This window comes from Corynebacterium curieae, assembly GCF_027570035.1.
Lineage (GTDB): Bacteria > Actinomycetota > Actinomycetes > Mycobacteriales > Mycobacteriaceae > Corynebacterium > Corynebacterium curieae.
In genome coordinates this window covers 433,904-458,078 of sequence record NZ_JAKMUU010000001.1, presented here as the reverse complement: position 1 = coordinate 458,078, position 24,175 = coordinate 433,904, and the positions used below count along the sequence as shown (strand labels likewise).

The 24,175-nt window shown below is 62.4% G+C and carries 24 protein-coding genes and 1 pseudogene; 14 read left to right on the top strand and 11 right to left on the bottom strand.

All coding sequences use genetic code 11. The annotated features are described in order from the left end of the window. Positions 1–38: 38 nt before the first annotated feature. From L8V01_RS02170 to L8V01_RS02160, 3 genes are all read right to left on the bottom strand, one after another. On the bottom strand, positions 39–1,271 hold the full coding sequence (locus L8V01_RS02170) for an MFS transporter (RefSeq protein WP_269945516.1): 1,233 nt from the start codon (positions 1,269–1,271) through the stop codon (positions 39–41). Beyond that, the gene (locus L8V01_RS02165) at positions 1,268–1,912 is read right to left on the bottom strand and encodes a GntR family transcriptional regulator (RefSeq protein WP_269945515.1); all 645 of its coding nucleotides are present in this window, start codon (positions 1,910–1,912) and stop codon (positions 1,268–1,270) included. Before L8V01_RS02165 ends, L8V01_RS02170 begins: the two co-directional genes overlap by 4 nt. Before the next feature lie 65 nt (positions 1,913–1,977). Continuing rightward, positions 1,978–2,601: a metallophosphoesterase gene (locus L8V01_RS02160; protein WP_269945514.1), complete on the bottom strand. Its 624-nt coding sequence runs from the start codon at positions 2,599–2,601 to the stop codon at positions 1,978–1,980. 299 nt (positions 2,602–2,900) lie between these two features. Between L8V01_RS02160 and L8V01_RS02155 the strand changes: the two genes are divergently transcribed. Next, the gene (locus L8V01_RS02155) at positions 2,901–4,295 is read left to right on the top strand and encodes a DNA polymerase IV (protein ID WP_269945513.1); all 1,395 of its coding nucleotides are present in this window, start codon (positions 2,901–2,903) and stop codon (positions 4,293–4,295) included. Between the two features lie 13 nt (positions 4,296–4,308). On the opposite strand, the gene L8V01_RS02150 is transcribed toward L8V01_RS02155, so the two are convergent. Further along, on the bottom strand, positions 4,309–5,199 hold the full coding sequence (locus L8V01_RS02150) for an asparaginase (protein WP_269945512.1): 891 nt from the start codon (positions 5,197–5,199) through the stop codon (positions 4,309–4,311). A 107-nt stretch (positions 5,200–5,306) separates the two neighbouring features. On the opposite strand from L8V01_RS02150, the gene L8V01_RS02145 reads away from it, so the two are divergent. Further along, on the top strand, positions 5,307–5,957 hold the full coding sequence (locus tag L8V01_RS02145) for a WKL family lipoprotein (RefSeq protein ID WP_269945511.1): 651 nt from the start codon (positions 5,307–5,309) through the stop codon (positions 5,955–5,957). Here L8V01_RS02145 and L8V01_RS02140 read toward each other — a convergent pair whose 3' ends face one another. Further along, a complete protein-coding gene (locus tag L8V01_RS02140) occupies positions 5,958–6,899 on the bottom strand; it encodes a hypothetical protein (protein WP_269945510.1) in 942 nt (313 codons plus the stop codon). Between the two features lie 41 nt (positions 6,900–6,940). Here L8V01_RS02140 and lspA point away from each other — a divergent pair, with 41 nt between their 5' ends. From lspA to L8V01_RS02110, 6 genes are read left to right on the top strand one after another with little or no spacing between them, the layout of a single operon-like run. After that, positions 6,941–7,432: a signal peptidase II gene (gene lspA, locus L8V01_RS02135; RefSeq protein ID WP_394371637.1), complete on the top strand. Its 492-nt coding sequence runs from the start codon at positions 6,941–6,943 to the stop codon at positions 7,430–7,432. Then, the gene (locus L8V01_RS02130; RefSeq protein ID WP_269945509.1) at positions 7,425–8,351 is read left to right on the top strand and encodes an RluA family pseudouridine synthase; all 927 of its coding nucleotides are present in this window, start codon (positions 7,425–7,427) and stop codon (positions 8,349–8,351) included. The genes lspA and L8V01_RS02130 overlap by 8 nt, the downstream gene beginning before the upstream one ends. Continuing rightward, positions 8,348–8,884: a hypothetical protein gene (locus tag L8V01_RS02125; RefSeq protein ID WP_269945508.1), complete on the top strand. Its 537-nt coding sequence runs from the start codon at positions 8,348–8,350 to the stop codon at positions 8,882–8,884. Before L8V01_RS02130 ends, L8V01_RS02125 begins: the two co-directional genes overlap by 4 nt. Before the next feature lie 60 nt (positions 8,885–8,944). Further along, on the top strand, positions 8,945–9,655 hold the full coding sequence (locus L8V01_RS02120) for a hypothetical protein (protein ID WP_269945507.1): 711 nt from the start codon (positions 8,945–8,947) through the stop codon (positions 9,653–9,655). Continuing rightward, on the top strand, positions 9,652–9,975 hold the full coding sequence (locus L8V01_RS02115; protein WP_269945506.1) for an HNH endonuclease signature motif containing protein: 324 nt from the start codon (positions 9,652–9,654) through the stop codon (positions 9,973–9,975). The genes L8V01_RS02120 and L8V01_RS02115 overlap by 4 nt, the downstream gene beginning before the upstream one ends. A 53-nt stretch (positions 9,976–10,028) precedes the next feature. Further along, a complete protein-coding gene (locus L8V01_RS02110) occupies positions 10,029–10,298 on the top strand; it encodes a permease (RefSeq protein WP_269945505.1) in 270 nt (89 codons plus the stop codon). Here the strand turns inward: L8V01_RS02110 and rarD are convergent. Beyond that, positions 10,285–11,137: pseudogene (gene rarD / locus L8V01_RS02105) on the bottom strand (EamA family transporter RarD). The gene L8V01_RS02110 and the pseudogene rarD sit on opposite strands and share 14 nt — an antisense overlap. Before the next feature lie 45 nt (positions 11,138–11,182). Here rarD and dnaE point away from each other — a divergent pair. Beyond that, complete coding sequence (gene dnaE, locus L8V01_RS02100; RefSeq protein ID WP_269945504.1) at positions 11,183–14,755, top strand: DNA polymerase III subunit alpha; 3,573 nt, start codon at positions 11,183–11,185, stop codon at positions 14,753–14,755. A 72-nt stretch (positions 14,756–14,827) separates the two neighbouring features. Next, positions 14,828–16,018 (top strand): cobalamin-independent methionine synthase II family protein, encoded by a 1,191-nt coding sequence (locus tag L8V01_RS02095; RefSeq protein ID WP_269945503.1) that lies wholly within the window; start codon positions 14,828–14,830, stop codon positions 16,016–16,018. 49 nt (positions 16,019–16,067) lie between these two features. Here L8V01_RS02095 and L8V01_RS02090 read toward each other — a convergent pair whose 3' ends face one another. Both L8V01_RS02090 and L8V01_RS02085 read right to left on the bottom strand, forming a co-directional pair. Continuing rightward, positions 16,068–16,553 (bottom strand): hypothetical protein, encoded by a 486-nt coding sequence (locus tag L8V01_RS02090; protein ID WP_269945502.1) that lies wholly within the window; start codon positions 16,551–16,553, stop codon positions 16,068–16,070. Positions 16,554–16,614: 61 nt separating this feature from the next. Next, positions 16,615–18,471 (bottom strand): choice-of-anchor I family protein, encoded by a 1,857-nt coding sequence (locus L8V01_RS02085; RefSeq protein ID WP_269945501.1) that lies wholly within the window; start codon positions 18,469–18,471, stop codon positions 16,615–16,617. Between the two features lie 99 nt (positions 18,472–18,570). On the opposite strand from L8V01_RS02085, the gene ilvA reads away from it, so the two are divergent. The 4 genes from ilvA to L8V01_RS02065 are packed head-to-tail and all read left to right on the top strand — an operon-like array spanning position 18,571 to position 21,109. Continuing rightward, positions 18,571–19,839 carry a threonine ammonia-lyase IlvA gene (gene ilvA / locus L8V01_RS02080; protein ID WP_269945500.1) on the top strand — a complete coding sequence of 423 codons (1,269 nt, stop codon included), beginning with the start codon at positions 18,571–18,573 and terminating at the stop codon, positions 19,837–19,839. Next, positions 19,839–20,477 (top strand): YigZ family protein, encoded by a 639-nt coding sequence (locus L8V01_RS02075; protein ID WP_269945894.1) that lies wholly within the window; start codon positions 19,839–19,841, stop codon positions 20,475–20,477. The genes ilvA and L8V01_RS02075 overlap by 1 nt, the downstream gene beginning before the upstream one ends. A 2-nt stretch (positions 20,478–20,479) precedes the next feature. Beyond that, positions 20,480–20,719 carry a hypothetical protein gene (locus L8V01_RS02070; protein WP_049361101.1) on the top strand — a complete coding sequence of 80 codons (240 nt, stop codon included), beginning with the start codon at positions 20,480–20,482 and terminating at the stop codon, positions 20,717–20,719. After that, positions 20,720–21,109, top strand: a complete 390-nt coding sequence (locus tag L8V01_RS02065) for an RNA-binding S4 domain-containing protein (protein ID WP_023021235.1) — start codon at positions 20,720–20,722, stop codon at positions 21,107–21,109. A gap of 22 nt (positions 21,110–21,131) precedes the next feature. Here the strand turns inward: L8V01_RS02065 and L8V01_RS02060 are convergent, their stop codons facing one another. From L8V01_RS02060 to L8V01_RS02050, 3 genes are all read right to left on the bottom strand, one after another. Further along, the gene (locus L8V01_RS02060) at positions 21,132–22,130 is read right to left on the bottom strand and encodes a GTP pyrophosphokinase (RefSeq protein ID WP_269945499.1); all 999 of its coding nucleotides are present in this window, start codon (positions 22,128–22,130) and stop codon (positions 21,132–21,134) included. A gap of 10 nt (positions 22,131–22,140) precedes the next feature. After that, positions 22,141–22,758: a hypothetical protein gene (locus L8V01_RS02055; protein ID WP_269945498.1), complete on the bottom strand. Its 618-nt coding sequence runs from the start codon at positions 22,756–22,758 to the stop codon at positions 22,141–22,143. A 77-nt stretch (positions 22,759–22,835) separates the two neighbouring features. After that, on the bottom strand, positions 22,836–24,167 hold the full coding sequence (locus L8V01_RS02050; protein WP_269945497.1) for an exonuclease domain-containing protein: 1,332 nt from the start codon (positions 24,165–24,167) through the stop codon (positions 22,836–22,838). Between the last annotated feature and the right edge of the window lie 8 nt (positions 24,168–24,175).

Here is a 24,175-nt window from a genome sequence, read left to right as displayed (position 1 = left end):
AGCCGGAATGGCTGGGCAATTTTTATGAGTGATAGGACTTAACGGACCGGGCCGGGCAGGTGGGCGCGCCAGCCGAGGACCACGTTAACCAGGCAGCACAGTGCGAGCACAGCGCCAATGAGGAAAAGGGTGGTAAAGCCGAGCAGCGGGGCGAGTGCGCTGAAGGCCATGGGGATAAAGAAGCCGGTATAGGACACCGAGTAGTAGACGGCGGTAAGGCCAGCGAGTTCTTCTGCGCGGGCGATGCGCTGGACCTCGGAAAGTCCGGCGACCAGTGCAAGGCCGTAGCCTGCACCCATTACTGCTGCGCCGGCGATGCCGAGCGGCAGCGAGCGGGTGTGCGAGGCCACCGCGCCGAGGACCGTGCCGACGGTGATAACCCCCATGGCAACGGCCGACGCGCGGGCGGACCGGCTGGTATCAATAATCTTGCCAAGCATCTGGATACCGACGCCGCAGCCCAAGGTGATAACGGTCATGAGTCCGGAAAAGGCGATGGGGGCATCGCCGGCGGATTTGGAAAGAAGCTGGGGAAGGAGGGCATAGGCAGCACCAGCACAACCAAAGACCCACGGGGCTACCGGAAGAACAATTCGCACGAAGCGGCGGTGGGCAGCAGAGGGAATATGCAGCATACGCAGCATATCGCGGATGCTCAGGTCGAGGAAGGTATCTTTCACCGTTGCGCCACGAGGCGGGCGGGTCTCCGGCGTTTTCATCAGCCAAACGGCAGTAGCGACGGTAAGGAGGATGTGCAGGATATAGGCCAAGTGAGTTGGCCACGGGCCCCATTGCGCCAGCACCGAAGCGAGGCCCGCGCCGATCAGGAAGCCTAAGGTCAAGCACATGGAGGCGTGGCGTGGGCCGGCTGCGGGATCACCGCCGGCGCGGGTAATAAGCTCTGCTACCCACGTGGAGCCGACTGCCATAACGATGCCCAACGCTAAGCCACACAGGATGCGGCCCACGGCAATGACTAAAGGCTCATTCGGTGCGATGGATAGCAGGAATGAGCCCAGGAGCGATAGGGGAGCAGCGGGCAACATCGTGGGGCGGCGCCCGATGTAGTCTGAAAGCGGGCCAGAGATGAGCAGCGCCGGCACGATACCGAGGACGTAGGCGGCTAAGAGGCCATTGACGGTGACCTGCGAGAAGTGAGATTGCTCGCGGTACATGACCAAGAGTGGAGTGAACTCATTGCCGCCCCACGCCACAGCGACCATGCTGCCGGCGACGGGGAACCATGCGTTCTTAGAAAAGGTTTCAGTCATAGTTGATTCTTTGAGTTGGTTAGGTGGGTGTCCAATGCGGAGAAGTAGGCCTCGAGATCGCCGGCGCGGAGGGCATCGGCAAGCGTGCGGTGCTGATCCACGAAGGTGCGGGCACGGGCGACGTTGCGGCCAATGGCCGTGGCAGTAAACCGCTGCTGGCGCTCGCGCAGCTGGTGGCCTAGACCGGCTAGCAGGCTATTGCCGCCGCCGTCCATGATGATCTGATGGAAACGGGCATCGAGATGCGTATATGCGTGCAGATCCTCGCCATCAAGCGCGGTATCTTGCTCCGCGATTGTCGCATCGAGGTCATCGGCAATGTCCGCGCGTTCGGCATCAGGCAAAGCACAGATTCTTTCTGCGCAATGCCGGTCCACCAGCAGGCGCGCCTCATAGACCTCGCGTATTTCCTGCGGGCTAATCGGCACGATGAGGGCGCCCCGCCTGGGGTAGAGCTGTAAAAACCCTTCGACTTCGAGACGCAGGAAGGCCTCGTGCATCGGAGTGCGGCTAATGCCCATCTCCGTAGCAAGGGATGCCTCCGAGAGCATCTGCGAAGGCTCGAAGGCACCGTCAATGATCTTGTCTTTAACGAAGATATAGGCGCGCTCCGCAGCGGGTTGCATTCGTTCATTGGACATGCATTCATCTTGCATGCAAGCTTGCATGCAAGCAAACGTGAAGTGGTGCTTTGTGGGGAAAGAATCTAGTTATGCAGTCGTGTGACGTGGCGCGTATTCGGGTTGAAGAGTAAGCCGTGGCCCATGCCGACCCAGCCGATGAAGGGGGCGTCGGCAAGCACGTGCGGGGTGTGGACGTGCCCAAGGATCCAGGCATCGGCGCCGCACGCCTGTAGCTGAGCCACGGAAAGCGGCAGGCAGGTGCCTTTGGAAAACTCGCCGGTGACAGAAGAATGTAAGAGGCCGAGGAAGGGGCCGTCGCTAGGGCGCGGCGGAAGCTGGAGACAGCGCGGGTCCGGATCGGTTGCCACCGCTGCGGTAAGAACCGTGGTTGTGCCTATCTGGAAGGTATGCACCTGCGAGCCATGGACCGTGACCTCGGGCGGGAAGTCCAGGGTGTGGTGGGTATCGTGATTGCCGGAAATGAAATGGACCTCGTCGAATAGTTTGGCGGCATGCGCCATAACTGTGCGGGCTTGGGGCACAAACTCGGCTGCGTCGGCGTTGCGGTCGATGATATCGCCTAGGCAGACGCAGGTTGTGGCACCCAGACTTGCGGCGGTCTCTAGTTCTTGCAGGGCCCAATCCAACCCTGGGGTGCCGGGGCGGCCCAAGTGGAGATCTGAAAAGACGAAGATGCTACCGAGCATGGTTTGCCTTTCGGCTGGATTGCTGCCCTCCAGTGTTTGCTGGCCGCGACTGTGATTTTTAAGCTGTCGAACTCACAAGGTTGATCCCTCCATTGGGTGAATCCAGTAGTGCAATGCAAGACAGCGGTGTCGATTCGGCCGCGTTAGGGAGCGCGGAGCGGTGTGGAACGGTCCTTGAAAAGATAAATTCATGACCTTGCGTGTGAGTGACGATGAGATGGAGAGAAGTAAAAGCTTCAATTAACGGCACGCAAACACTAAGGAGTGCATGTGGCTGTGCGCCTATTAGACTGGGCCGCATGCAACGCTGGGTTTTACACATCGACATGGACGCATTTTTTGCATCTGTCGAACAGCTGACTCGGCCTACGCTGGAGGGGCGCCCGGTATTGGTGGGCGGGACTAGCGGACGCGGCGTCGTAGCCGGAGCCTCCTATGAGGCGCGCGTGTACGGCGCGCACTCAGCGATGCCGATGTATCGTGCGCAGCAGCTCGTCGGATTGCGCGCGGTGGTGGTGCAGCCGCGCCGGGTAGTCTATTCGGCGGCTTCGCGTCGTGTTTTTGAAATCATTGCGCAACACGTGGAGGTCATCGAGCAACTTTCCATCGACGAGGCATTCATGGAACCCGCCGCCCTCGAAGGAGCGAGCGCGGATGAGGTCAAGCGTTGGGCGGATGAGCTGCGCGCGCGCATTCGAGAGGAGACGGGGCTGCCATGTTCCATCGGTGCGGGCTCGGGCAAGCAATTTGCCAAGATTGGATCGGGCGAGGCGAAACCAGATGGCACCTTCGTCATCCCTGCAGAGCGTCAGCTAGATATGCTGCACCCGCTGGCGGTGGGCAAGCTGTGGGGCGTCGGCCCAGTGACCGGAGCGAAGCTGAAGTCCATCGGGGTGGAGACAATTGGGCAGCTTGCAGCAATGACGCGCAAGGAAGTAGAAATTTCCATCGGCAGCGTGGTGGGGCTGCAGCTGTGGCAGCTGGCCCGCGGCATCGATGACCGCGAGGTAGCGCCGCGCGCTATTTCAAAACAGATCTCCACCGAGCACACCTACCCGAAGGATCTGCAGACCGCCCCGGAGGTCGATGCAGCTATAGCCCGCGCAGCGGAAGGCGCGCATCGTCGCCTGCTCAAGGACGGGCGCGGCGCTCGCACGGTAACGGTGAAGCTGCGCATGGCGGATTTCCACATCGAGTCGCGGTCGACCACCTTGCCGTACGCGACTGACGACGCCGCCGTGCTCACCGCCGCCGCTTTCAAGCTTGCCCGCTACCCAGATGAGCTGGGGCCTATCCGCCTAGTGGGGGTGAGCTATTCCGGCCTAGAAAACGCACGCCAAGACGTGCTTTTCCCAGAGCTAGATCGCGAGATCGTGCGTCCTGCGCCGGCAGATACGGACTATGAAAACGGAATCAGTGATGACACGGCGCCCGGCCCCGCTGCGCCTCTAGCCACGCTGACTGTGGAAGAAGAAACCGATAACCACTGGCACGCAACGCAAGACGTTTACCATCCCGACTACGGGCACGGTTGGATCCAAGGAGCTGGCCACGGGGTGGTCAGCGTGCGTTTTGAAACCCGTGTGACGGGGCCCGGACGCACCAAATCCTTTGCGGCCGATGATCCTGCGCTCGTTCCTGCGGATCCGCTCGACTCGCTCGATTGGCAAGACTGGCTCAACAGCGAATCCTAACCGTCAGGTGCAGTTAATCCTGCACAAAGAGCTCCGCGGGATCGGTGCCGGTGGCCAGCGCCGCCGCGAGCAAAATTCGCGCCTGGCTGGGGCGGAAATAGCCGGCGCTGATGGCGCCAAGTCTCCCGAGACTAGCGCCACCGCCATCGCCACCGTAGGCCAGCGCCGTCGGGCCGTAGGGCGTGCGGGTAGATATGACGACGGGGAGGCCGGCGTGGAGGGCGTCGGCAAGCGCGCGGCCCATCTCTTCGCCCATATTTCCAGAACCCATGGCCTCAATAATGAGTCCGGCGGCGGGGGAGTTTACGGTGGCATCAACCAGCAGGCGGCCAGCCCCCGGATAGGCGGAGATAATCTCTACCGGGTGCGGCGCTAGAGGGGCGGGGGCCATGTGCGGGGTGGTGCCGGGAACGTGCATAGATTCGAACCCGCGCAGGTCACTGGTGTGCCGCTTGCGTGCACCGCGCGCCGGAATGGTCTCACCGCCAAAGCAGAGGAAGACCTCAGGCTGCCCGCTCGCGGCAAGATCGCGTGCGTCGCGCAGATTGTTGGGTCCGTCGGCCTCGGGGTGATCGTAGGAACGCTGCGCGCCAGTGAGCACGATGGGTTTTGTGCCGCCGCAGAAGATCTCCAGCGCCAATGCGGTCTCTTCCATCGAGTCGGTGCCATGAGTGATGATGACGCCGCCAATATCCTCCCGCGCCGTTTGCGAATTGACCACCGCAATGAGCTCATCGAGGTCCGCCAAGGTGATAGAAGAGGAGTCGAGCTGGCGAAACTCCACCACCTCGGCGTCGGTATCGGCGGCGAGATCCGCGCCAGAGATGGTGGGAACCAAAGAACCATCGGCCACGGTGGTGCACGCGATTGTGCCACCGGTGGCAATCAGAGCAAGTCGGGACATGCACCCCAGGTTAAAGAAATCTCGGTCCACGCGGCGGCGCAGCCCAGAAAAAGCTGGTGCAGCTGTAAACTGATGGGAGTTTAGAACCCAGACGTGAGGAGTTAGAAGTGAAATTCCGCAAGTTTAGCGCCGCGTGCCTCGCACTGACCGCGGTCACCGCCCTGGCCGCCTGCTCTTCCGACGACGAGCAAGACGATACCGCCGCAACCAACACCGAGACGCAGGAATCCGCCTCCTCCGACGGCGATTCCGCAGCCCCGGCGCTGCCGTCCCCGGCGGACCTCAACGCGATCTTGGCCAAGGCCACCGACCCGAACGCCTCTGAGCAGGAAAAGACCGCCACCGTGCAGGGCGGCGAGACCGCGCCGGAAATCTTCGACACCATGGCAAAGTCCAAGGAGGAATCCGGCGCTGAGTTTGAGGTCGTCGATCCCGTACTGCCTGGCTATGACCCACAGTCCGTGCTTACCACCGTGAACTTCACTACCGCCGACGGCCAGCAGCAGACCGCGGACCAGGTGGAATTCGTCTACGAAGATGGTACCTGGAAGCTTTCGAAGGCATGGGCTTGCACTCTCATCCAAAACACCGTGCCGCCAGAGCAGGTTCCGGAGATGTGCGCGGATACCGGTGCGGGTGCCTCCGCCCCGGCTCCGGCTCCGGCCGAGGGGGATGCGGCCCCTGCCGAAGGCGATGCCCCCGCCGCCGGCGCCGAGCAGGCCCCAGCCGAGGCCCCTGTAGAAGCCCCGGCTGAGTAACTAGGAAAAGTTCAGCTCCGTCAGGCTCGACTGCACCACGCGCAGATCCGAGCCGGCGGTGCCATAAATGACCTTCGTGTCAAAGGACACATCACCGCCCACGGGCAGCGGTTTGGTCAGATCCACCGTGATGCTGCCCTTGGATTGGGTACTGGAGTCCACTACGTTGAGCTCTTTGTCCTCCAGCTCCGTGCCTTGGGCTTGTCCCTCAAAGGACAGTGCGCCTAGCGACGGCCGCTGTTGTACCTCCACGTTGAGCTTCACGCGGTCCCCATCGATGGAATCAACCGTATAGCGAGTCGTTTGCAGCAAAGTGGACTCGCCGGTTACGCGCGAATCCACCGTCCAGCTCGCGCCCTTGCCTACCTCATCGGTGGGGAAAACCACGGGCAGGGCTGTTAGCTTCATAATTGCCTGCTCGACGGAGCCGCGGGCTTCATCCGTGGCGTCTTGGGGCGCGGCCAAGCGCAGCGAATTCATCTGGCCGGTATCCTGGCCGCGCCAGCCAAATTGGAATCCCTCAGCTGAGGAGACGTCGGTGTCCCCAGAAGTTTCCGGGGCACCGGCCGTGACAAAGGCATTGCGGGTGGCCGGCAGCTGATCCTCAACGTCCTCGCTCGCCTTATCTACCTTGGCCGATAGCGGCAGGGTAGTGGTGGTGGAATCGACGTCAGAGGCCTGAAACTTCTCGGCCGCGGATTTTTTCAGCAGATCTTGGGAAAATCCCTCGGTAACGCGGTAGTTCACGTCCTGCGTGGAGTCGATATCGCGGTACTCTAGGCGCTTTTTCTCCCCAGTGCCGGGATTGTCCACGGTGACTCGCGGGGCGTCGATAGTAAGGCCCACGGGCTGTTCCACCGCGGGGCCCGGCTTCTCATAAGAACACGCCGTAAGCGCAACGGCGGCTGTGGTCAGGGCTGCAAAAACTTTGACTCGAAACACGCTTACCAAAATACCGGACGCTCCGGTTTAGAATAGACCGGGTGAGCCAAAAACGAAGGAGTAAGACAGGACTTATCGCTGCGGTAGTCATCGCCGTGGCGTTAATAGACCAAGCCGTGAAACAAGTGATGCTCTCCATCCTCACGGAGGGCGAGCCCCTGCCGGTGATAGGGGACTGGTTCCGGTTTACCTTGCTTTTTAACCCAGGTGCCGCCTTTTCCATGGGCGGGGAGGGTTCTACGTGGCTTTTTACCACCATCCAGCTGGTATTCGTAGTGGGCGTGGCTATCGCCGCCCCGCGCATTACTCATACCGGCCAGGCCGTGGGGCTTGCGCTTATTTCCGGCGGCGCGCTGGGGAATTTCGCCGACCGCATCTTCCGCGCGCCCGGATTCTGGTTTGGGCACGTGGTGGACTATATTTCGGTCGGTTCCTTTGCCGTATTTAATATTGCGGATGCGGCCATTACATGCGGTGTGGTGCTCTTTATCATCGCCATGCTGCTGGAGGAAAGGAAGGCCGAGCATGAATAGGCAAATGCGGAGCTTTCCAATCCCCGAAGGCCTTGAGGGCATGCGTGCCGACGCCGCCCTAGCCAAACTCCTCGGCCTCTCCCGCAGCGCCACCGCGCAGCTGTGCGCCGAAGGCAGCGTGACCGTAGACTCCCAGGAACTGGGAAAGTCAGAGCGCCTGGTTGCCGGCAACGTGGTGTCTGTGCTTTTGCCGGAACCAGAAAAGCCGCTGCTGCCGCGCGAAGAGCTGGTCGAGGGCATGGATGTGCTCTACAGCGATGCCGACATTATTTGCGTGCATAAGCCGGTGGGCGTCGCCGCGCATCCGAGCGTGGGGTGGGACGGGCCGACGGTTATCGGCGGGCTGCGCGCGGCCGGCTATACCGTGGCTTCGTCCGGGCCGACCGAGCGCCAAGGCATCGTGCACCGCCTCGACGTGGGCACATCCGGTGTGATGGTCGTAGCTTCTTCGGAGCGCGCCTATTCCGCGCTCAAGCACGCCTTTAAATACCGCAGCGTGAAAAAGACCTACCACGCCGTCGTGCAAGGCCTGCCTGACCCTATTGAGGGCACCATCGATGCGCCCATCGGCCGCCACCCCAAGTCGGGCTGGAAATTCGCCGTGCTTGACGACGGCAAAGCGGCCGTCACCCACTACCGCCTCATCGAGGCCTTCCGCGAGGCCAGCCTCAACGAGGTGCACCTAGAGACCGGCCGCACCCACCAGATCCGCGTGCACATGTCTGCAACCGGGCACCCGTGCGTGGGCGATCCTATGTACGGCTCGGATCCGAACCTGGCCAAGCGTCTTGGGCTCGAGCGCCAATGGCTGCACGCGGTAAAACTCGGCTTTACCCACCCCGGTACCGGTAAGTGGTTCGAGATTAAAGCACCGTACCCGGCCGATCTCGAGCACGCTTTGGAGGTTTTGCGGGGATGAGGAAGGTCTACCGGCGGCGTCGGCTAGCGGCCCTGGCAATGCTCGCGGTACTTTTTATCGCGGCGCTGGCCCTCTTCGGTGCCTTGGGGACTCAAGCTTCTTCGCAGGTGCAAGGAGACCAGCTCGGCCCGGATGGGGAATCGCGCGAGGAGTATATAGCGCGCGTGTCCGGCAGCGATATTCCAGACGCGCCTGCCTACGCCCTTGTCACCTTCGACGAAGAATTGCCGCCCGTGGCCGCCGCGGCCGCCGTTGCCGCGGCCCCGCGCATGGACGCCATCCTCATTGACTCCACCGCCCCCATCGACGTCCCAGAGCCCACCGCCGGCGAGGACCGCGCCGCCGTCATCCAGCGCGCCTTCGACCGCATCGATGCCTCCTACGGGCAGCGCCCCAGCGCGGTGAGCGCCGCCGTGGTGTGGGGTACGGGCGCCCAGCTTGCCGACGTCGCCTCCACTCCCTCCGTCGCCGCCGTCGAACCCGCGCCCGCCGACGCCGCCTGGGGCAGCTTCGCCATCCGCCCTCCCAGCTAATATTGCCCTCCTGGGGCCTGCGGCGCGCATTGCCTACGCAGCGCTTTTAGCATCAGGGGCATGGAACACATTCGGGCTTATATCGCGGCGCTCAACTCGGCGATGGACATCCTCGCCGAGGCTGCCGACGCGTCCTCTGTGGACCTTACAGCCGCAGGCATGCCCGATGCCTCAGCGGAATCTATTGCACAGCTCGCGCAGGTCTACTTTGGTCCCACCAGCTTTCGGCGCCGCCAACGCCGCGCGGTGGATGGGGCGCGCCGCAACCGCCATTCGCTGCCGACGCTGGAGGTCATCGAAAAGCATGCCCGGCGCGCACCCACCCAAGCCCGCGCCTGGGCCCTGCGCGCTGAGCTTGCCCACATCGCCTGCGATACGCGGGAGATGGACAGGCGTGCCCGCAAGAAGCTGCGCGAGATGCGCGCGCCACGCGATCCAAAGCCTGGCGTGAGCCTGCGGCGCCGCGCCGCAGGAAAGCCATGGACGCTTTCTATCACCGGCCCTTCCGCGCTTATCGCAGAACTTCACCAGCAGGCCGGCTCGCTTGCCGACGTCGCCTCTTTCTTCCGCACCGGCACCAGTACCGCCACCTCTATTGTGCGCACCAATGTTGTGGTGCCGCTGGATAAGTTGGTCGGCGTGGCCCATGGCAGCGACGATGTGGTGCTGACCATGACCAATGGCGCTCAAATTACCGGTGCAGAATTAGCCCAGCGCGCGCTAGCCGAGGAGGGGTTTATCACCTGCTACATCCCGTGGAGGGCCCGGTGAACCTGTACCGCATGCGCCGCGGGGCAACCTGGAAGCAGTTCATGATGGCGGCGGCGGAAAATCCCACCTGCCCAGTCAAGGGCTGCCATAAGCCCGCCGATGAGTGCCAGGTCCACCACATCTTCAGCTGGGCCGGTGGCGGGTGGACGAATGCGAAGAACCTTACCACCGCCTGCGCCTATCACAACGGTCGCAACGACGACCACCGCATCGGCCCGCCGCGCAACGGCCGCTTCGAGCGCACGGCCCGCGGCGTGCGCTGGGTCAACCCCTGGGATCCGCCTCCGCCCGACCTCGTAGAAACCGGGCCCACCACGTGATTTTCGCGGTGTCACTGCGGCGTCGCGCGCTGTGGCGATCGTAAGCTAGGCCCATGTCCTCAAAGCAGCCCTTTTCGCAGTGGATGCCCAACTACAAGTTTGCTTATATCGCCGCCTGGGCCGCGGTGGTGGTCTGCGGCATTGCACTTCTTTTCGGCCTTATTACCGGCGGCACACCGATGACGCTGGTGTTTTCCGGGATCGTGTGTGCCTATGGCATCTTTCTCGTCGCAGTGATGCCGCGCTGGGCGCTGCGGGCGGAAGAAGAACGTGCGGTGCGCCGCCGTGCCCGCGCCGCCCGCGAGAAACTTAAGCGCTCCTAGCCATGCGCACCAAATCGGCTACGTAAATCGCAACGGCCACGCCGATGATGCCGAAGCCGATCCAGCGGTGCGCCGAAAAGTGCTCCTGGGTAACAAAGAGAGCCCACAGCATCTGCATGATGGGGGGTGAGGTATTGGAGCATGCCGATCGTCGATAAGCGCAGCGTCCGTGCTCCCTCCGCAAAGCATAGAAGCGGCAGCGCGGTGATCAAGCCAGCGCTGACCAAAAGCAGCGCGTGGCCGATGCCCTCGCTAGCGAAGGTGCCCTGGCCGCTACTTTCCAGCCACAGGATGTAGCCTACCGCCAGCGGTGACATCACGAGCGCCTCTGCTGCGACTGAAACGGCCGAGGACACCCGTACCTGCTTTTTGAGCAGCCCGTAAAAGCCGAAGCTGAAGGCCAACAGCAGCGAAATATACGGCGCTTGGCCGGTAAAGAACGTCAAATACAGCACCGCGATGGCCGCAACCCCTACAGCGCCGGCCTGCCACGGGCGGAGCCGCTCTTTCAAAAACACCATGCCGAGGGCGACCGAAACCAGGGGATTGATGAAATAGCCCAGCGCCGCATCGGCCACGTGGTTGCTATTAATCGCCACCACGTAGGTACCCCAATTGGCCGTGATGAATACACCCGCGGCCGCGAGCCAGGCCCACGTACGCTTGTCCATGCGTACCATTTCTCGCCACCGGCCGCCGAGGAGCAAAAATCCGGTGACTAACACCGCGGTCCACAGCACGCGGTGCGCCAAGATTTCCAGCGGCGATGCCGGCAGCAACAGAGGGAAGAACGCGGGGAAAAATCCCCACATGATGTAGGCGGCGAGCGTGTAGAGCATCACAAAATAATAGCCCATTTTGACCGCCCCGCTATGATGAGCCGCATGGCCAAAAACTCCTCCTTCGTCCACCTGCACAACCACACCGAGTTTTCCATGCTGGACGGCATGGCCAAGGTCGATATGCTGGCCGACGAGGTGGTTCGCCAAGAAATGCCGGCCGTAGGGATGACCGACCACGGCAATATGTATGGCTCCGATGCCTTCTACCGCCGCATGACCGGCGCCGGAATCAAACCCATCATCGGCATCGAGGCGTATATGGCGCCCGAATCCCGCTTCAATAAAAAGCGCGTGCTGTGGGGCACGCCGGATCAAAAGCGCGATGACGTCTCCGCGTCCGGCGCCTACCTCCACCAAACGATGATTGCGGAGAATGCGACCGGCCTGCGCAACCTTTTTACCTTGTCTTCTCTAGCTTCCTACGAGGGCCAGTTGGGCAAGTGGCCGCGCATGGATGCCGAGCTTATCGCCGAGCATGCCGACGGCATCATCGCCACCACCGGTTGCCCCTCTGGCGACGTCCAGACCCGCCTGCGCCTCGGCCAGTTCAACGAGGCGCTGGAAGCCGCGGCCATGTGGCAGGACATCTACGGCAAGGACAACTTCTTTTTGGAGTTGATGGACCATGGGCTGGACATCGAAAAGCGCACGCGCGATGGCCTACTAGAGATCGGCCGCAAGCTGGACCTGCCGCCGCTGGTGACCAATGACTGCCACTACGTGCTGGAGTCCCAAGCGCCAGCGCACGAGGCAATGCTGTGCGTGCAGACCGGCAAGACCTTTATGGACCCGGATCGTTTCAAGTTTGGTGGCACCGGCTATTACATTAAATCGGCCGCGCAGATGCGCGAGACCTGGGACGATATGATTCCAGATGGCTGCGATAACACCCTGTGGATTGCCGAACGCGTACAAGACTACGGCGAGATCTGGGAAGAGCACACCCACGACCGCATGCCTATTGCCGACGTCCCCGAGGGCCACACCCCAACCTCCTGGCTCACCCATGAGGTGATGGAGGGCCTGCAAGCGCGCTTCCCCGGCCGGGATGTTCCGGAGGAATATATCGAGCGCGCCAAGTATGAGATCTCCGTCATCGAGATGAAGGGCTACCCGTCCTACTTTCTCATCGTGGCCGAGCTCATCAAGCACGCGCGCTCCGTGGGCATCCGTGTGGGGCCGGGCCGTGGCTCGGCGGCCGGCGCGCTCGTCGCCTACGCGCTGACCATTACCAATATCGACCCGCTGCAACACGATCTCCTCTTCGAGCGATTCTTGAACCCAGAGCGCCCGTCCGCGCCCGATATCGATATCGACTTCGATGACCGCCGCCGTGGTGAAATGATCACCTATGCGGCTGAGCGTTGGGGGGAAGACAAGGTGGCGCAGGTGATTACCTTCGGCACGGTGAAGACGAAGCAGGCCATTAAGGACTCGGCCAAGGTGCACTTTGGCCAGCCCGGTTTCCAGATGGCCGACCGCATCAACGGCGCGCTGCCGCCGGCCATCATGGCCAAGGACATTCCGCTTAAAGGCATCACGGACCCAGACCACGAGCGCTACTCCGAGGCCGCCGAGGTCCGCCAAATGGTGGAATCCGACCCAGACGTGAAAAAGATTTATGACACGGCGCGGGGCTTGGAGGGCGTCGTTAGGCAGGCGGGCGTGCACGCCTGTGCGGTGATTATGGCTTCGGTCCGGCTCATGGACCACATTCCTATGTGGAAGCGCCCGGCCGACGGCGCCTATATCACCGGCTGGGATTACCCGGCGTGCGAGGCCATCGGCCTGCTGAAGATGGACTTTTTGGGCCTGCGCAACCTCACCGTTATCGGCGATGCGATTGAAAACATCAAGCGCAACCGCGGCGAAGAAATCCACCTCGAGCAGCTGCATGCCGATGACCCCAAGGTCTCCAAGGTTTACGACCTGCTCTCGCGCGGCGATACGCTTGGCGTCTTCCAGCTCGACTCCGGCGGCATGCAGGAGCTGCTCAAACGCATGAAGCCAACCGGCTTTAAGGATATCGTGGCCTCCCTTGCGCTCTACCGCCCTGGCCCAATGGGCGTGAACGCTCACTGGGACTACGCGGACCGCAAGAACGGCCGTAAGGAAATCACCCCGATTCACCCAGAGCTGGAAGAGCCGCTAAAGGAAATCCTGGATGAGACCTACGGCCTCATCGTCTACCAGGAGCAGATCATGCGTATCTCGCAGAAGGTCGCCAACTACACGGCCGGCGAGGCAGATGGCTTCCGTAAGGCGATGGGTAAGAAGAAACCGGAGGTGCTGGCGCAGCAGTACGACAAGTTCTGGGGCGGTATGCAAGAAAACGGCTACTCCAAGTCCGCCATGGATGCGCTTTGGGGCACCATCGAGCCCTTCGCGTCTTACGCGTTTAACAAGTCCCACGCCGCGGGCTATGGCTTGGTGTCCTTCTGGACGGCCTACCTCAAGGCTTACTACGCACCGGAATACATGGCTGCGCTGTTGACCTCGGTGGGCGATAAAAAAGATAAGTCCGCCATCTACCTCTCGGACTGCCGCCACCTAGGCATCAAGGTGCTGCCGCCTTCTGTCAACGAGTCCGAAGAAGACTTCCAGGCGGTGGGAGAGGATATCCGCTTCGGCATGGGCGCTATCCGCAACGTTGGCTCGGACGTGGTGGAGTCCATCATTAAGTCTCGCCACGACAAGGGCGCGTTTACCTCGTTTAGTGATTACCTGGACAAGATCGAGCTCGCCGCCTGCACCAAGCGCGTGACAGAAGCGCTCATTAAGGCCGGCGCCTTCGATGACTTGAATCATCCGCGCAAGGGCCTGATGCTCATACACGAGGACGCCGTTGACGCGGTGCAGACCACCAAAAAGGCCGCAGACAAGGGCCAGTTCGATCTCTTCGCCGGAATCGGCGGGGGAGAGGATGACGAGGCCTCCAATGCCTTTGCCTTGGACATTCCAGAAGATAATTGGGAGCGCAAGCACGAGCTCGCCCTTGAGCGCGAGATGCTCGGCCTGTACGTTTCCGGCCACCCGCTCGATGGCTTCGAGGAGGCGCTGGCCGCGCAGACGGATACCCCGCTGACCAAGATTCTCAACGATGAGGTGCACAACGGCCAAGAGCTCATCATCGGCGGCATTATCTCGGGCGTCGACCGTCGCTTCTCCAAGCGCGATGGCTCGCCATGGGCCATCGTTACGGTGGAAGACCACAACGGCGCGCAGGTGGAAATCTTGGTATTCAACAAGGTTTACTCGCTCGTCGCCCCGCAGATTGTGGAGGACAATATCATCTTGGCGCGTGTGAACGTGAAGGTCCGCGATGAGCGTCGCTCCCTGTTCTGCTCCGATATCCGCGTGCCGGACCTCGGTCCTGGCGGTGGCGCGGGCCTGCCGCTGCGCCTGACTATGCGCACGGACCAGTGCACTATGGAAAACATCGCCCGGCTCAAGCAGGTCTTGCTTAAAAACCAGGGCGAGTCGGACGTGTACCTCGAGCTTGTCGACGGCGCCGAGTCCACCACCATGATCCTCGGCGATCACCTCCGCGTGGAGCGCTCCGGCAACCTCATGGGCGATCTTAAAGCCACCATGGGCGCGGGCATATTAGGCTGAATTTAAACTCGGCGGCGGCAGGCCCCCTCCACTAATCTAGACAGCACAGTCTATATCGATGGAGGAGACCTGATGGTAAACAAGATTCGCACCACCCATGTCGGCTCGCTGCCGCGCACCCGGGAGCTTTTGGAAGCTAACCTGAAGCGCGAGGAGCTGCCAGCCGCGGAGTTCCAGGGGATTTTGGAGGCTGCGGTAGCGGACGTCGTCAAGCGGCAGCTCGATCTTGGCCTCGACATCATTAACGAGGGCGAGTATGGCCATATCACCTCCGGCGCGGTGGATTATGGCGCGTGGTGGAATTATTCGTTTAGTCGCCTGGGCGGGCTGACGATGACGGATACCGACCGCTGGGAATCGGCCGAGGTGGTGCGCTCCAAGCCGGGTGAGCCGCGGCTGACGTCGTTTATTGATCGCCGCGACCGCGCGCTGTTCTCGGAGGCCTATAATGACCCGGATTCTGGCATCTTCACCGGCCGCGCCAAGGTGGCGAACCCAGAGTTCACCGGACCGGTAACCTACATCGGCCAGGACGAGGTCGCCGCCGATGTTCGCCTGCTTGCCGACGCCCTCCCAGCCGGCACCCCCGGGTTCATCGCCGCCCTTTCGCCTGGCTCGGCCGCACGACTGACCAACCGCTACTATGACGATGAGCATGAGCTGCTTGCCGACGTCGGCCGAGCCATGCGCACCGAATACCAGGCCATCACCGATGCTGGGCTTACTGTGCAATTCGACGCCCCCGACTTGGCCGAGGCCTGGGACCAAATCAACCCGGAACCGTCGGTCGAGGACTTCCGTGGTTTTATCCGCGAGCGTATCGACGTCCTGAATGATTCCATCGCCGGCCTGCCCAAGGAACAAACGCGCCTGCATATCTGCTGGGGATCCTGGCACGGCCCACACGTTACCGACGTGCCATTTGCGGAAATCATCGAAGAAATCCTGCGCGCCGAGGTCGGCGGTTTCTCCTTCGAGGCCGCTTCGCCGCGCCACGGACACGAGTGGCGCGTCTGGCAAGACCACGCGTTGCCGGAAGGCACCGTGATTTATCCGGGCGTGGTCTCGCACTCCACCAACGCGGTAGAGCATCCGCGCCTCGTGGCCGATCGCATCATCCAGTTTGCGGAGGTAGTCGGCCTAGAAAACGTCATTGCGTCGACCGACTGTGGCCTGGGCGGCCGCCTGCACCCCCAGATTGCTTGGGCGAAGCTGCAGTCCTTGGTCGAGGGCGCGGAGATTGCTACCCGCGAACTCTTCTAAAACGCACAAAGCCGCTCCGGAGCTCCGGAGCGGCTAAATTATTCAGTGCTTAGAAGCGCACGCCCAGCTGCTTGAGGGCATTCTTCATCGGCTCCAGCACAGCGGGGTTCACCTTGGCAACCAAAATGAGGGCCTGCAGCAGCGCGGCAACGAGGCTGGCGGCCACGGTAACCCAGTTCATGACCTCGAGGAACTCCTCCGGGGAGGAAGAACCCCAGATGGGAAGCTTCTTGAGTGCCTCGATCTGCTGCGCCTCTGCCTCCTCGGCTACGCAGTCCGGCTCCTTCGGCATTCCCGAAGAACCGTAGCCGTTGGTCAGACCCTGCATAAGCTCCTGCGGGGTGCGGGCGGAAGAGCCGAGCTCGCCGTTCTCGATTTTCTTGAGGTGTTCTTCTTTCGCCTTATCGACCTCGGCCTGGCATTCAGCCGAGATCTGCTTCGGCTGCTCTTCAGCGGCAGAAGCGGTTGCTGGTGCTACAAGGCCCGCTGCCACTGCGGTTGCGGCGACGAGCGAAATGCTGAGACGGTTGCGCATGGTTCTCCTTCGAGTGAGAGTTATTAGCCTCAAATAATTTAGCAGGTAAATCCCGGAAGGTCTATGGCAAAAGCTTGCGCACCTGCGCCGGCAATAGCGCGTAGAACTCGTCGACGGTCTTCGGCAGGAAGCCCAGCGCCCCGCCGATCAGGGCGCCGAGACCTATCAAACCGGCCACGATTCCGATACCGGCGGCGACACTGCTGCCGCTGCTGCTGTTGCTGGAACCGTTGGAGTTGCCGGATGCGGCAGGGGAGTCGGCGTCGTCGGCAAGCAGGTCCTTGACGGAGAACACGGTGGTGGTGCCGGATACCTCGTTGCCGACGATAAGGAGGGCATCGTCGGTGGGGGAGTCTGCGGCGGGGACAAAGGCTAGGCCCTCGGGACCGAGATCGCCGGCCAGGGTCGTGGCTGCGACATCATTTTCGTCGTAGTCAACGGAAAAATCGCGATTATTGACGTAGGTGACAAACTTTGCCTCGGCGGGGGTGGTTACATCGTAGACGAAGATGCCGCCCACGCGTTCTGCGCCGATAAAGGCGTAGGTGCGATCGCCAACCTCGCCAATGGTCAGGGCTTCCGGCTCGGGCCCCTTGTTATCGGAGCGATCATCGAAATCCGGATCCTCGTTATCGGCGTTGAAGTTTAGGCCGGGCATATCCTTGGTGATGTATTCAAAGTCCGCACCGGAATCGAAGACCACGTTTCCCTCGGCGTCGTAGATGCTAAAAGAGCGCGAGCCATAGGAATATAGGCCGTCGAAGCACCCCTTCTCTTCATTCCAGCCAGAAGCGTTGGTGAGCTTGAGGTTGCCGGCAAACTTCTTATCCTCGATGCCCTCGGGAAGCTCGAGGTCATCGCAGACCTTGCCGTCCTTTACCAGGTCCTTGAGCTCTACTTCGTCGGTATAACCGCCCCACTCGCGGGCATCGCCCTCGTTGGCGGTGGCGAAATAAGTCTGGCCTCCTGCCTCGAAAGCGCCGATGGAGTCCGGCATGGACAGGCCCTTGACCGGAATAGTGCGCAGCTCCGCGGCATCATCCTTATTGGACGGATCCAGCGGCACCTGGGAGTGGTCTGTAATATGGGCGGGGACTACCTTTTCTACGGTGGCGGACTCGATATCAATGACCGCGATGGCGTTATTTTCCTGCAGCGTGGCATAGGCCTTGCCGCCCGCGGAGGAGATGTATTCCGGCTCGAAGTCCCGCGAAGGCAGGTTGTGGTGCGCGGAAGGGCCGAAGACACGGATTGAAGGGTCAAGGTCGGCGGTATCAAAGGCGGTGAAGTCGGCCGTGTGGACGTCGCCAAGCGCCGGCGCTGCGACGTCGGTGGGCAGGCTGATGACGGAAATGGAGCCCTCCGGGTCCTTGAGGTAGGCGGTTCCCTCGGCGTTGAGGGCATCGGAAGGCTCGCCTTCGTTGGCAATCAGTGCATGGCGGCCGTCGGCAGTGAGGTGCACGTTATCGGGCAAGGCTCCCACGCCCACGCGTCCGAGCTCCTGGCCGGTTGCGGCGTTGAAGAACAGCGCCTCGCCGTTGTCGGTCTTATCCGCCTGCTGTACCGCGGCGACGGCCAAGCCATCGGGACGCACGGCCACGGAGTTGATTTCCTTGTCCCCGCCGGCGGAGATGGCGCCGATCTTTTGCGGCTGGGTGGGATCGGAGCCGTCGAGGATATCGATCTCGCCGGAGCGTGCGTTGACGGTGAGGATGCGCTGGGACGCAGCGTGGTAGGCGACGATTTCGGCGGAGGATTTACCCAGCACACCGGATTCATGGGAACCGATGGGGGCCAGCTGCAGTGCGGCATTGGGCGCGGAGTGCTCCAGCACGTTATCTACAATGTGGGCGTGCGCAGCCGGGGCGCAGGCGAGGGCGAGCGAGGAGGTAACGCAGAGAGAGATGCGCTTAAGCATAGATATTCCTTTCTTGTGGTTATGTCCACTATTGCTGATGTAGGTAACGGTGCAACTAAAGGACAGTGAATTTCCAGTGAATGGGTAGACTGTCAAGACATGACTGATTCGACCATCCATGCATCCGATATCCAACAGGCGCAGGCGCGGATTAGCTCGGAAATCGCCCCGACTCCGCTGCAATATTGCGCCCGGCTGTCGGCCGAGACCGGCTGCGAGGTCTACCTCAAGCGGGAGGACCTGCAGGACGTGCGCTCCTATAAGATTCGCGGCGCGTTAAACGGCATGTCGAATTTGCCGCAAGAGCAGCGGGACCGAGGAATTGTCACGGCGTCGGCCGGCAATCATGCGCAGGGCGTGGCCTATGCCTGCCGCACGATGGGCATCGCCGGCAAGATATTCGTGCCGGAACCCACCCCGATGCAAAAGCGCGACCGCATCTTGGTCCACGGCGGCGACCAAGTGGAATTGGTGGTGGTGGGCGCCAACTTCGATGAGGCAGCTGCCGCCGCGCATGCCGACGCCGCCGAGCGCGACGCCACCTTCATCGAGCCCTTCGACGCCCGCGACACCATCACCGGACAGGGCACCGTCGCGGCGGAGGTCTTGGCGCAGCTTTCGGCCAAGGGCAAGTCGCTCGATACCATCGTCGTTCCCGTGGGAGGAGGCGGCCTGATTTCCGGAATTGCCTCCTACATGGCGGACATGGCGCCGCAGACCCGAGTGGTGGGCATGGAGCCGGAGGGAACGGCGTCGCTAAGATCGGCGTTTGATCATGGCGGGCCGGTAACGCTAGAAGACGTCGACCCCTTTGTGGATGGTGCCGCCGTGAAGCGCTTGGGCACGCTGCCGTATGAGATTTTGGAAGCCAATCGCGAGCGGTTGAGCTTTGACACTGTGTCCGAGGGCGCGGTGTGTACGGACCTGCTCAATCTGTATCAAAATGAGGGAATCATTGCGGAGCCGGCCGGTGCGTTGTCGGTAGCGGGGCTGCACCAACTGGACCTGAAGCCCGGTTCGACGGTGGTGTGCGTGATTTCTGGCGGCAATAATGACGTGCTGCGTTACGCCGAGATCATGGAGCGCTCTTTGGTTCACCGCGGCTTGAAGCATTATTTCCTAGTGAATTTCCCACAGGAGCCGGGCCAGCTGCGCCACTTCTTGCAAGAGATTTTGGGCCCGACCGATGACATCACGCTCTTTGAGTACCTAAAGCGCAATAACCGGGAAACTGGCGCTGCGCTGGTGGGCCTGCAGCTTAGCCGCGCCGAGGACCTCGACGGGCTGTTAGGTCGCATGGGCGAATCCAAGATCTCCGTGCAGTACCTTAAGCCCGGCACCCCCGAGTATGAGTTCCTCGTGGCGTGATGCAGGAGTCTTATCTTCGCCCGGTGGGGCAGGTCGAACACGAAATTGAGATTAAACGTTCCCGGTTCATAACCCTCATAGGCCGCGTAACTAACGAGGAAGAGGCCCGCGCGTTTATCGACGCCGCCCGCAGCCGCTTTCCCGACGCCCGCCACCACTGCTCCGCCTACGTTTACCACGTCGACGGCGCAAACCCGGTGGAGCGCTCTTCCGATGATGGTGAGCCCTCCGGTACGGCCGGCAAGCCGATGCTGGATGTGGTGAAGGGTTCCGGCATGCTCGATATATGCGCGGTGGTCGTGCGCTACTTCGGCGGCATCAAGCTGGGCGCCGGCGGGCTGGTGCATGCCTATGGCGGCGCGGTGAGTGAGGCCATGGAGAAGGTGCGCGCGGTAACCAGGGCGCGCCGGGAGCTTTATGCGGTGGAGTGCCCACACGCGACGGCTGGGCGCGTGGAAGCGGACCTGCGCGGGCGCGGCTATGAGATAACCGATACCGCGTATGCGGCCGCGGTGACCTTTACCGTGGCCGTGCGCCCGGGCGAGCTGGAAGAGCTGGAAGCAACGCTAGCAGCGATCTCGCAGGGCCAGCTCGAGGCGGCAGAAGCTGGCAGCGCGTGGGTTGAGGTAGGATCCTGACCATGAGTATGCAGCAGCGACCAAATAACCCCATTGCGCAGCGCAAGCAGCAGGTGCGAAAGCACTCCCGCAACGCCGTCGTATGCGTGGCCGGCGGCCTCGGCGTGGGCGCAGTGCTGGGTGCGCTATCGGCTAGTTTCTGGGCCTGGATGTTGGTGGGTGCCATCGTCGCCGTGGTTGGTGGCGGCTATAACTGGCTGAAGATCCAGAAGATCGTCAACGAGAACCACAACCAGTACTAAATGCCGGCACCGCAACCTAGCGGCCGCCCCGTCCGGATTGATGCCTGGGTGTGGGCCGTCCGCATGTTTAAAACCCGATCCGCGGCCGCGACGGCCGTGCGCGCCGGGCACGTAAAGATCAACGGCGAGGCCGTCAAGCCCTCCCAGCAGGTGGTGCCGGGCGACCGCGTGCGCGTATGGCGTAACCACCACGAGCACGATCTCGAGGTTTTGGCGACCGTGGCCAAGCGCGTGGGTGCGCCCGTGGCGCGCACCTGCTATACGGATCACGCGCCACCGCCGCCGCCTAAGGAGTTTATGCCGTCGGTTCCCGTGCGCCCGCGCGGTGCCGGCCGGCCGACGAAGAAAGAGCGCCGCGATATGGAGAAATTCCGCGGCGGTTTCCGGTAAGGTACCGAAACATACTGTGCGGCTAGTGGGCGGCGCGCAGCGCTTTCAGGCGCGCAATAAGCCGCCGCTTGCGGCCCGGGCGGTCGCCGGATTCGGCAGTGGCCTCGATATGCTGCTTACCAAACTTATTGAGCAGGAGGTCGTCGATAAGCCGTACCTGGCCGGGACGGAAGCGGTAGCGCATGGCGTCGTGGACATGGGCAATGGCGGCGTCGTCAAGCAGCTGCTCTAGCTGGCTCAAGTGGCGAACGCCGTTTTGCTCCAATAGCTCCGCAAGGAATCGGTAGTGCTCCGAGCGCGAGAGCGGGAAGCGGTTGCCCAAGATGATGGCGAGTACGCCCGGCAAGGTTTCGGCGGTAAGCTCGACGTCCTGGTCGGTTTCTGTATCCGGGGCCTTGAGCGCGGCGATCTCGTCGAATTGCTGGTCTGCAAGCTCGATAAGCCCCGCGGCCAGGGTAAACAGGCGGTCAACTTCCGGCGAGGGCGGGTTCGGTCCCTGCTTATAGCGGATATCGTGCTCAAACTCCGCCCATGCGTGCTGCAGGACGGTGCGAATTTGCACCTCAAAGGTCCAGCCCACGTAGGCGGCGAGCTCTTCCATCGCGGCCGCGCTATCTTCGGTCACGGTAAGCACCAGGTGGTGGGAGCCGTAACCAAAGCCGCCGGAAATGCGGGTCTCGGCCGCTTTGTCAACGGAGCGTTCAACCTTAAAGGATTCACCAAAAACGTCTAGCGCTTCTGGAATTGCGGTGGAGTGATACAGGGTGACGCGCACTCCCATGACGTCGTGAATCTCGTCCCACGGCTGTGGATAGACAAAATCGCCGTTCTCGCGGCGCTTTTTGGCCTTCGCCTTCAGCGAGGGCCAAGTCTTAACACGGGTGGAGACCCGATCGAAGATGATGCCGGCGTCATTGAGTAGGTCCTCGATGGCGGTGCGGAAATCCACCGCGGCGGTGGGGTGGCTGCGCGCCCAGTCATGGTACTGATTGCTCAGCCGCGACATCCTACTTTCCGGCATAGTGCTCCTTTCATAACTCCCGCGGGAATCCGTTAGACCATACTAGCGGGCGTGGGTGGAGCACAGTGCGATGGCGCGGCACGCGCGCGACGGCGTCGGCAGCCAGCCGGCGGGCATAGGGATCCGGCAGGTGCGCAAAGGCAAAGAGCGTGGCGGAGTCCGGCACCAGGTAGGTCAGCGAGTGGGAACGCAGCAGGCGACGCATGTGCTTGTCCAGCACGGTGAAGGTTTCTGGGTGGGCAATCCAAGAGGAAATTGGCGCGCCGTGGGAGCGGACCTGCAGGCCGCCGAAACGGGCGGCGGAGGGAAGCTCGCAGGCCGCAGGACGGGTCCAAAAGCGCAGTCCTTGCGAATCGAGGGCGGCGCGCTGCAGGTTATGCGAGGCGTGGTTCCACGCACGGCGCGCGGAGACATCCATGTCGGCGAGGCCGCGGTGACTGAGCCGGCGAAAGGTTTGCTTGCCGGGAAAGACGAGCGCCATGGACAGGCTGGGGGAGAGCTGGATGGTGGCGAGGGAGTCGCAAAAGCCGTCGTCAGAAAGCCGCTGTTCTTTCAGCCACGAGCGGGCGAAGAGGGCCGGCAGCAGGTTTGCAGTGGTGGGGCGAGGCGGGCGCAGGGCGACGGTCACGGCGGGTTCTCCAGAAGCGGTAGGAAGTGGTCGCCTATATTGGACTGGAGAAACTGCCGTTTGGTTCCCGGGAAAGCCTAAAAGGGCGGCTCGGTATCGAGCTGGAGCTCGGCAAAGAGTTTATCGGCGGGCCAAATATCGATCTCTTGGCCCTTGGCCTGCAGTTCTTCCGCGCGCTTTTCCTTGGAGGTCTTCTTTGCCCATTCGCCCACGATGAGCAGTGTGGTCTTTTTGGTGACGTTCTTGGCTACCTGGGCGCCGCGCTCGGCGATGCCCTGCCAGAGTACACCCTTATCATAGGGCTCAAAATCACCGGTGAGGGTGACATGCTGTCCGTAGAGCGCGCCTTCTGGGTCGGCGTCTGGGTTGGGCTCCGGGATAGTGTCCGGCGTGGCGACGGCCTGCCAGGGGGCAGGGCCGCTGGGCTTCTTTTTCTTGGCACCGGCTGCGCGGGTCTGGTCACGGAAATCGGTACCCGTGCCGAGGTCCGCGCCGGAGGTGGGGGCAGTGTGGGCGCGCAGGACGGGCAGGATGGCCGCGGCGTCGAGACGGCCCAAGGTGAATTCGCGGGCGGTGAAAAGGTCGCGGATGCTGCCGGTGTGTCCAAAGCGCTCGGCCAAGCGGGCGATGATTTCGCCGGCCGCGCGGGCGTCCTCGGTGGCGTCGTGGTGGTTGAAGTCTGGCGCGGATAGGTGGGCCGCTACGGTGGGCAGTTTGTGGTTTCGCACCGAAATTACCTTTGTCTTGGACGCATCGCGGGCCAGAGCAAGCGAGCACGCCAGCGGGACGGTGGGCACATCGGCGCCGGCGGTGAGCAGGCCGGAACGCAGTGCGGTGGAGTCGAACTGGACATTGTGCGCGACAAGGACGTCGCCGCCGAGGAAATCGAAGAGCTCCTTGGCGGCGTCGGCAAAAGCCGGCGCCCCTTCCACATCGCTCGCGGTAATGCCGTGGATGGAGACGTTGATATCCGCAAAGTGCTCGAGGCCTGGTGGAGGAGCGCACAGCCAAGAGCGGGAGTCGGTCTCTTGGCCGTCGCGGAAGCGCACCGCGCCGATTTGGCAGATAGAGCCCCAGTTATCGTTGGCCGTTTCCACGTCCACGGCGGTGAAATCGAGGCCGGGAATGGTGGTGGCGGAAGAGGGGGCTTCGCCGCGCTGGGCGGCGGCGATGGCGCGGGCGACGGCCTGCGGGTCTTGGTGCGGGGCGAAGGCGATGGAGCCGGCGGCGCCAAGATCGAGGGTGCCAAAGCCAGTGGCGGTCGGTTCATTCACGCACACGGTGCCGATGGAATCAAGCGGAATGTCCTGCGTGGCGGGGGCGCCGAGGCTGGTTGCCAGCAGGGTGCGGTGGAGCACGAGTTTATCCGCTGTGACATCGATGAGTGCGCCGTGCGCGGGAAATGACACGAGGGGCC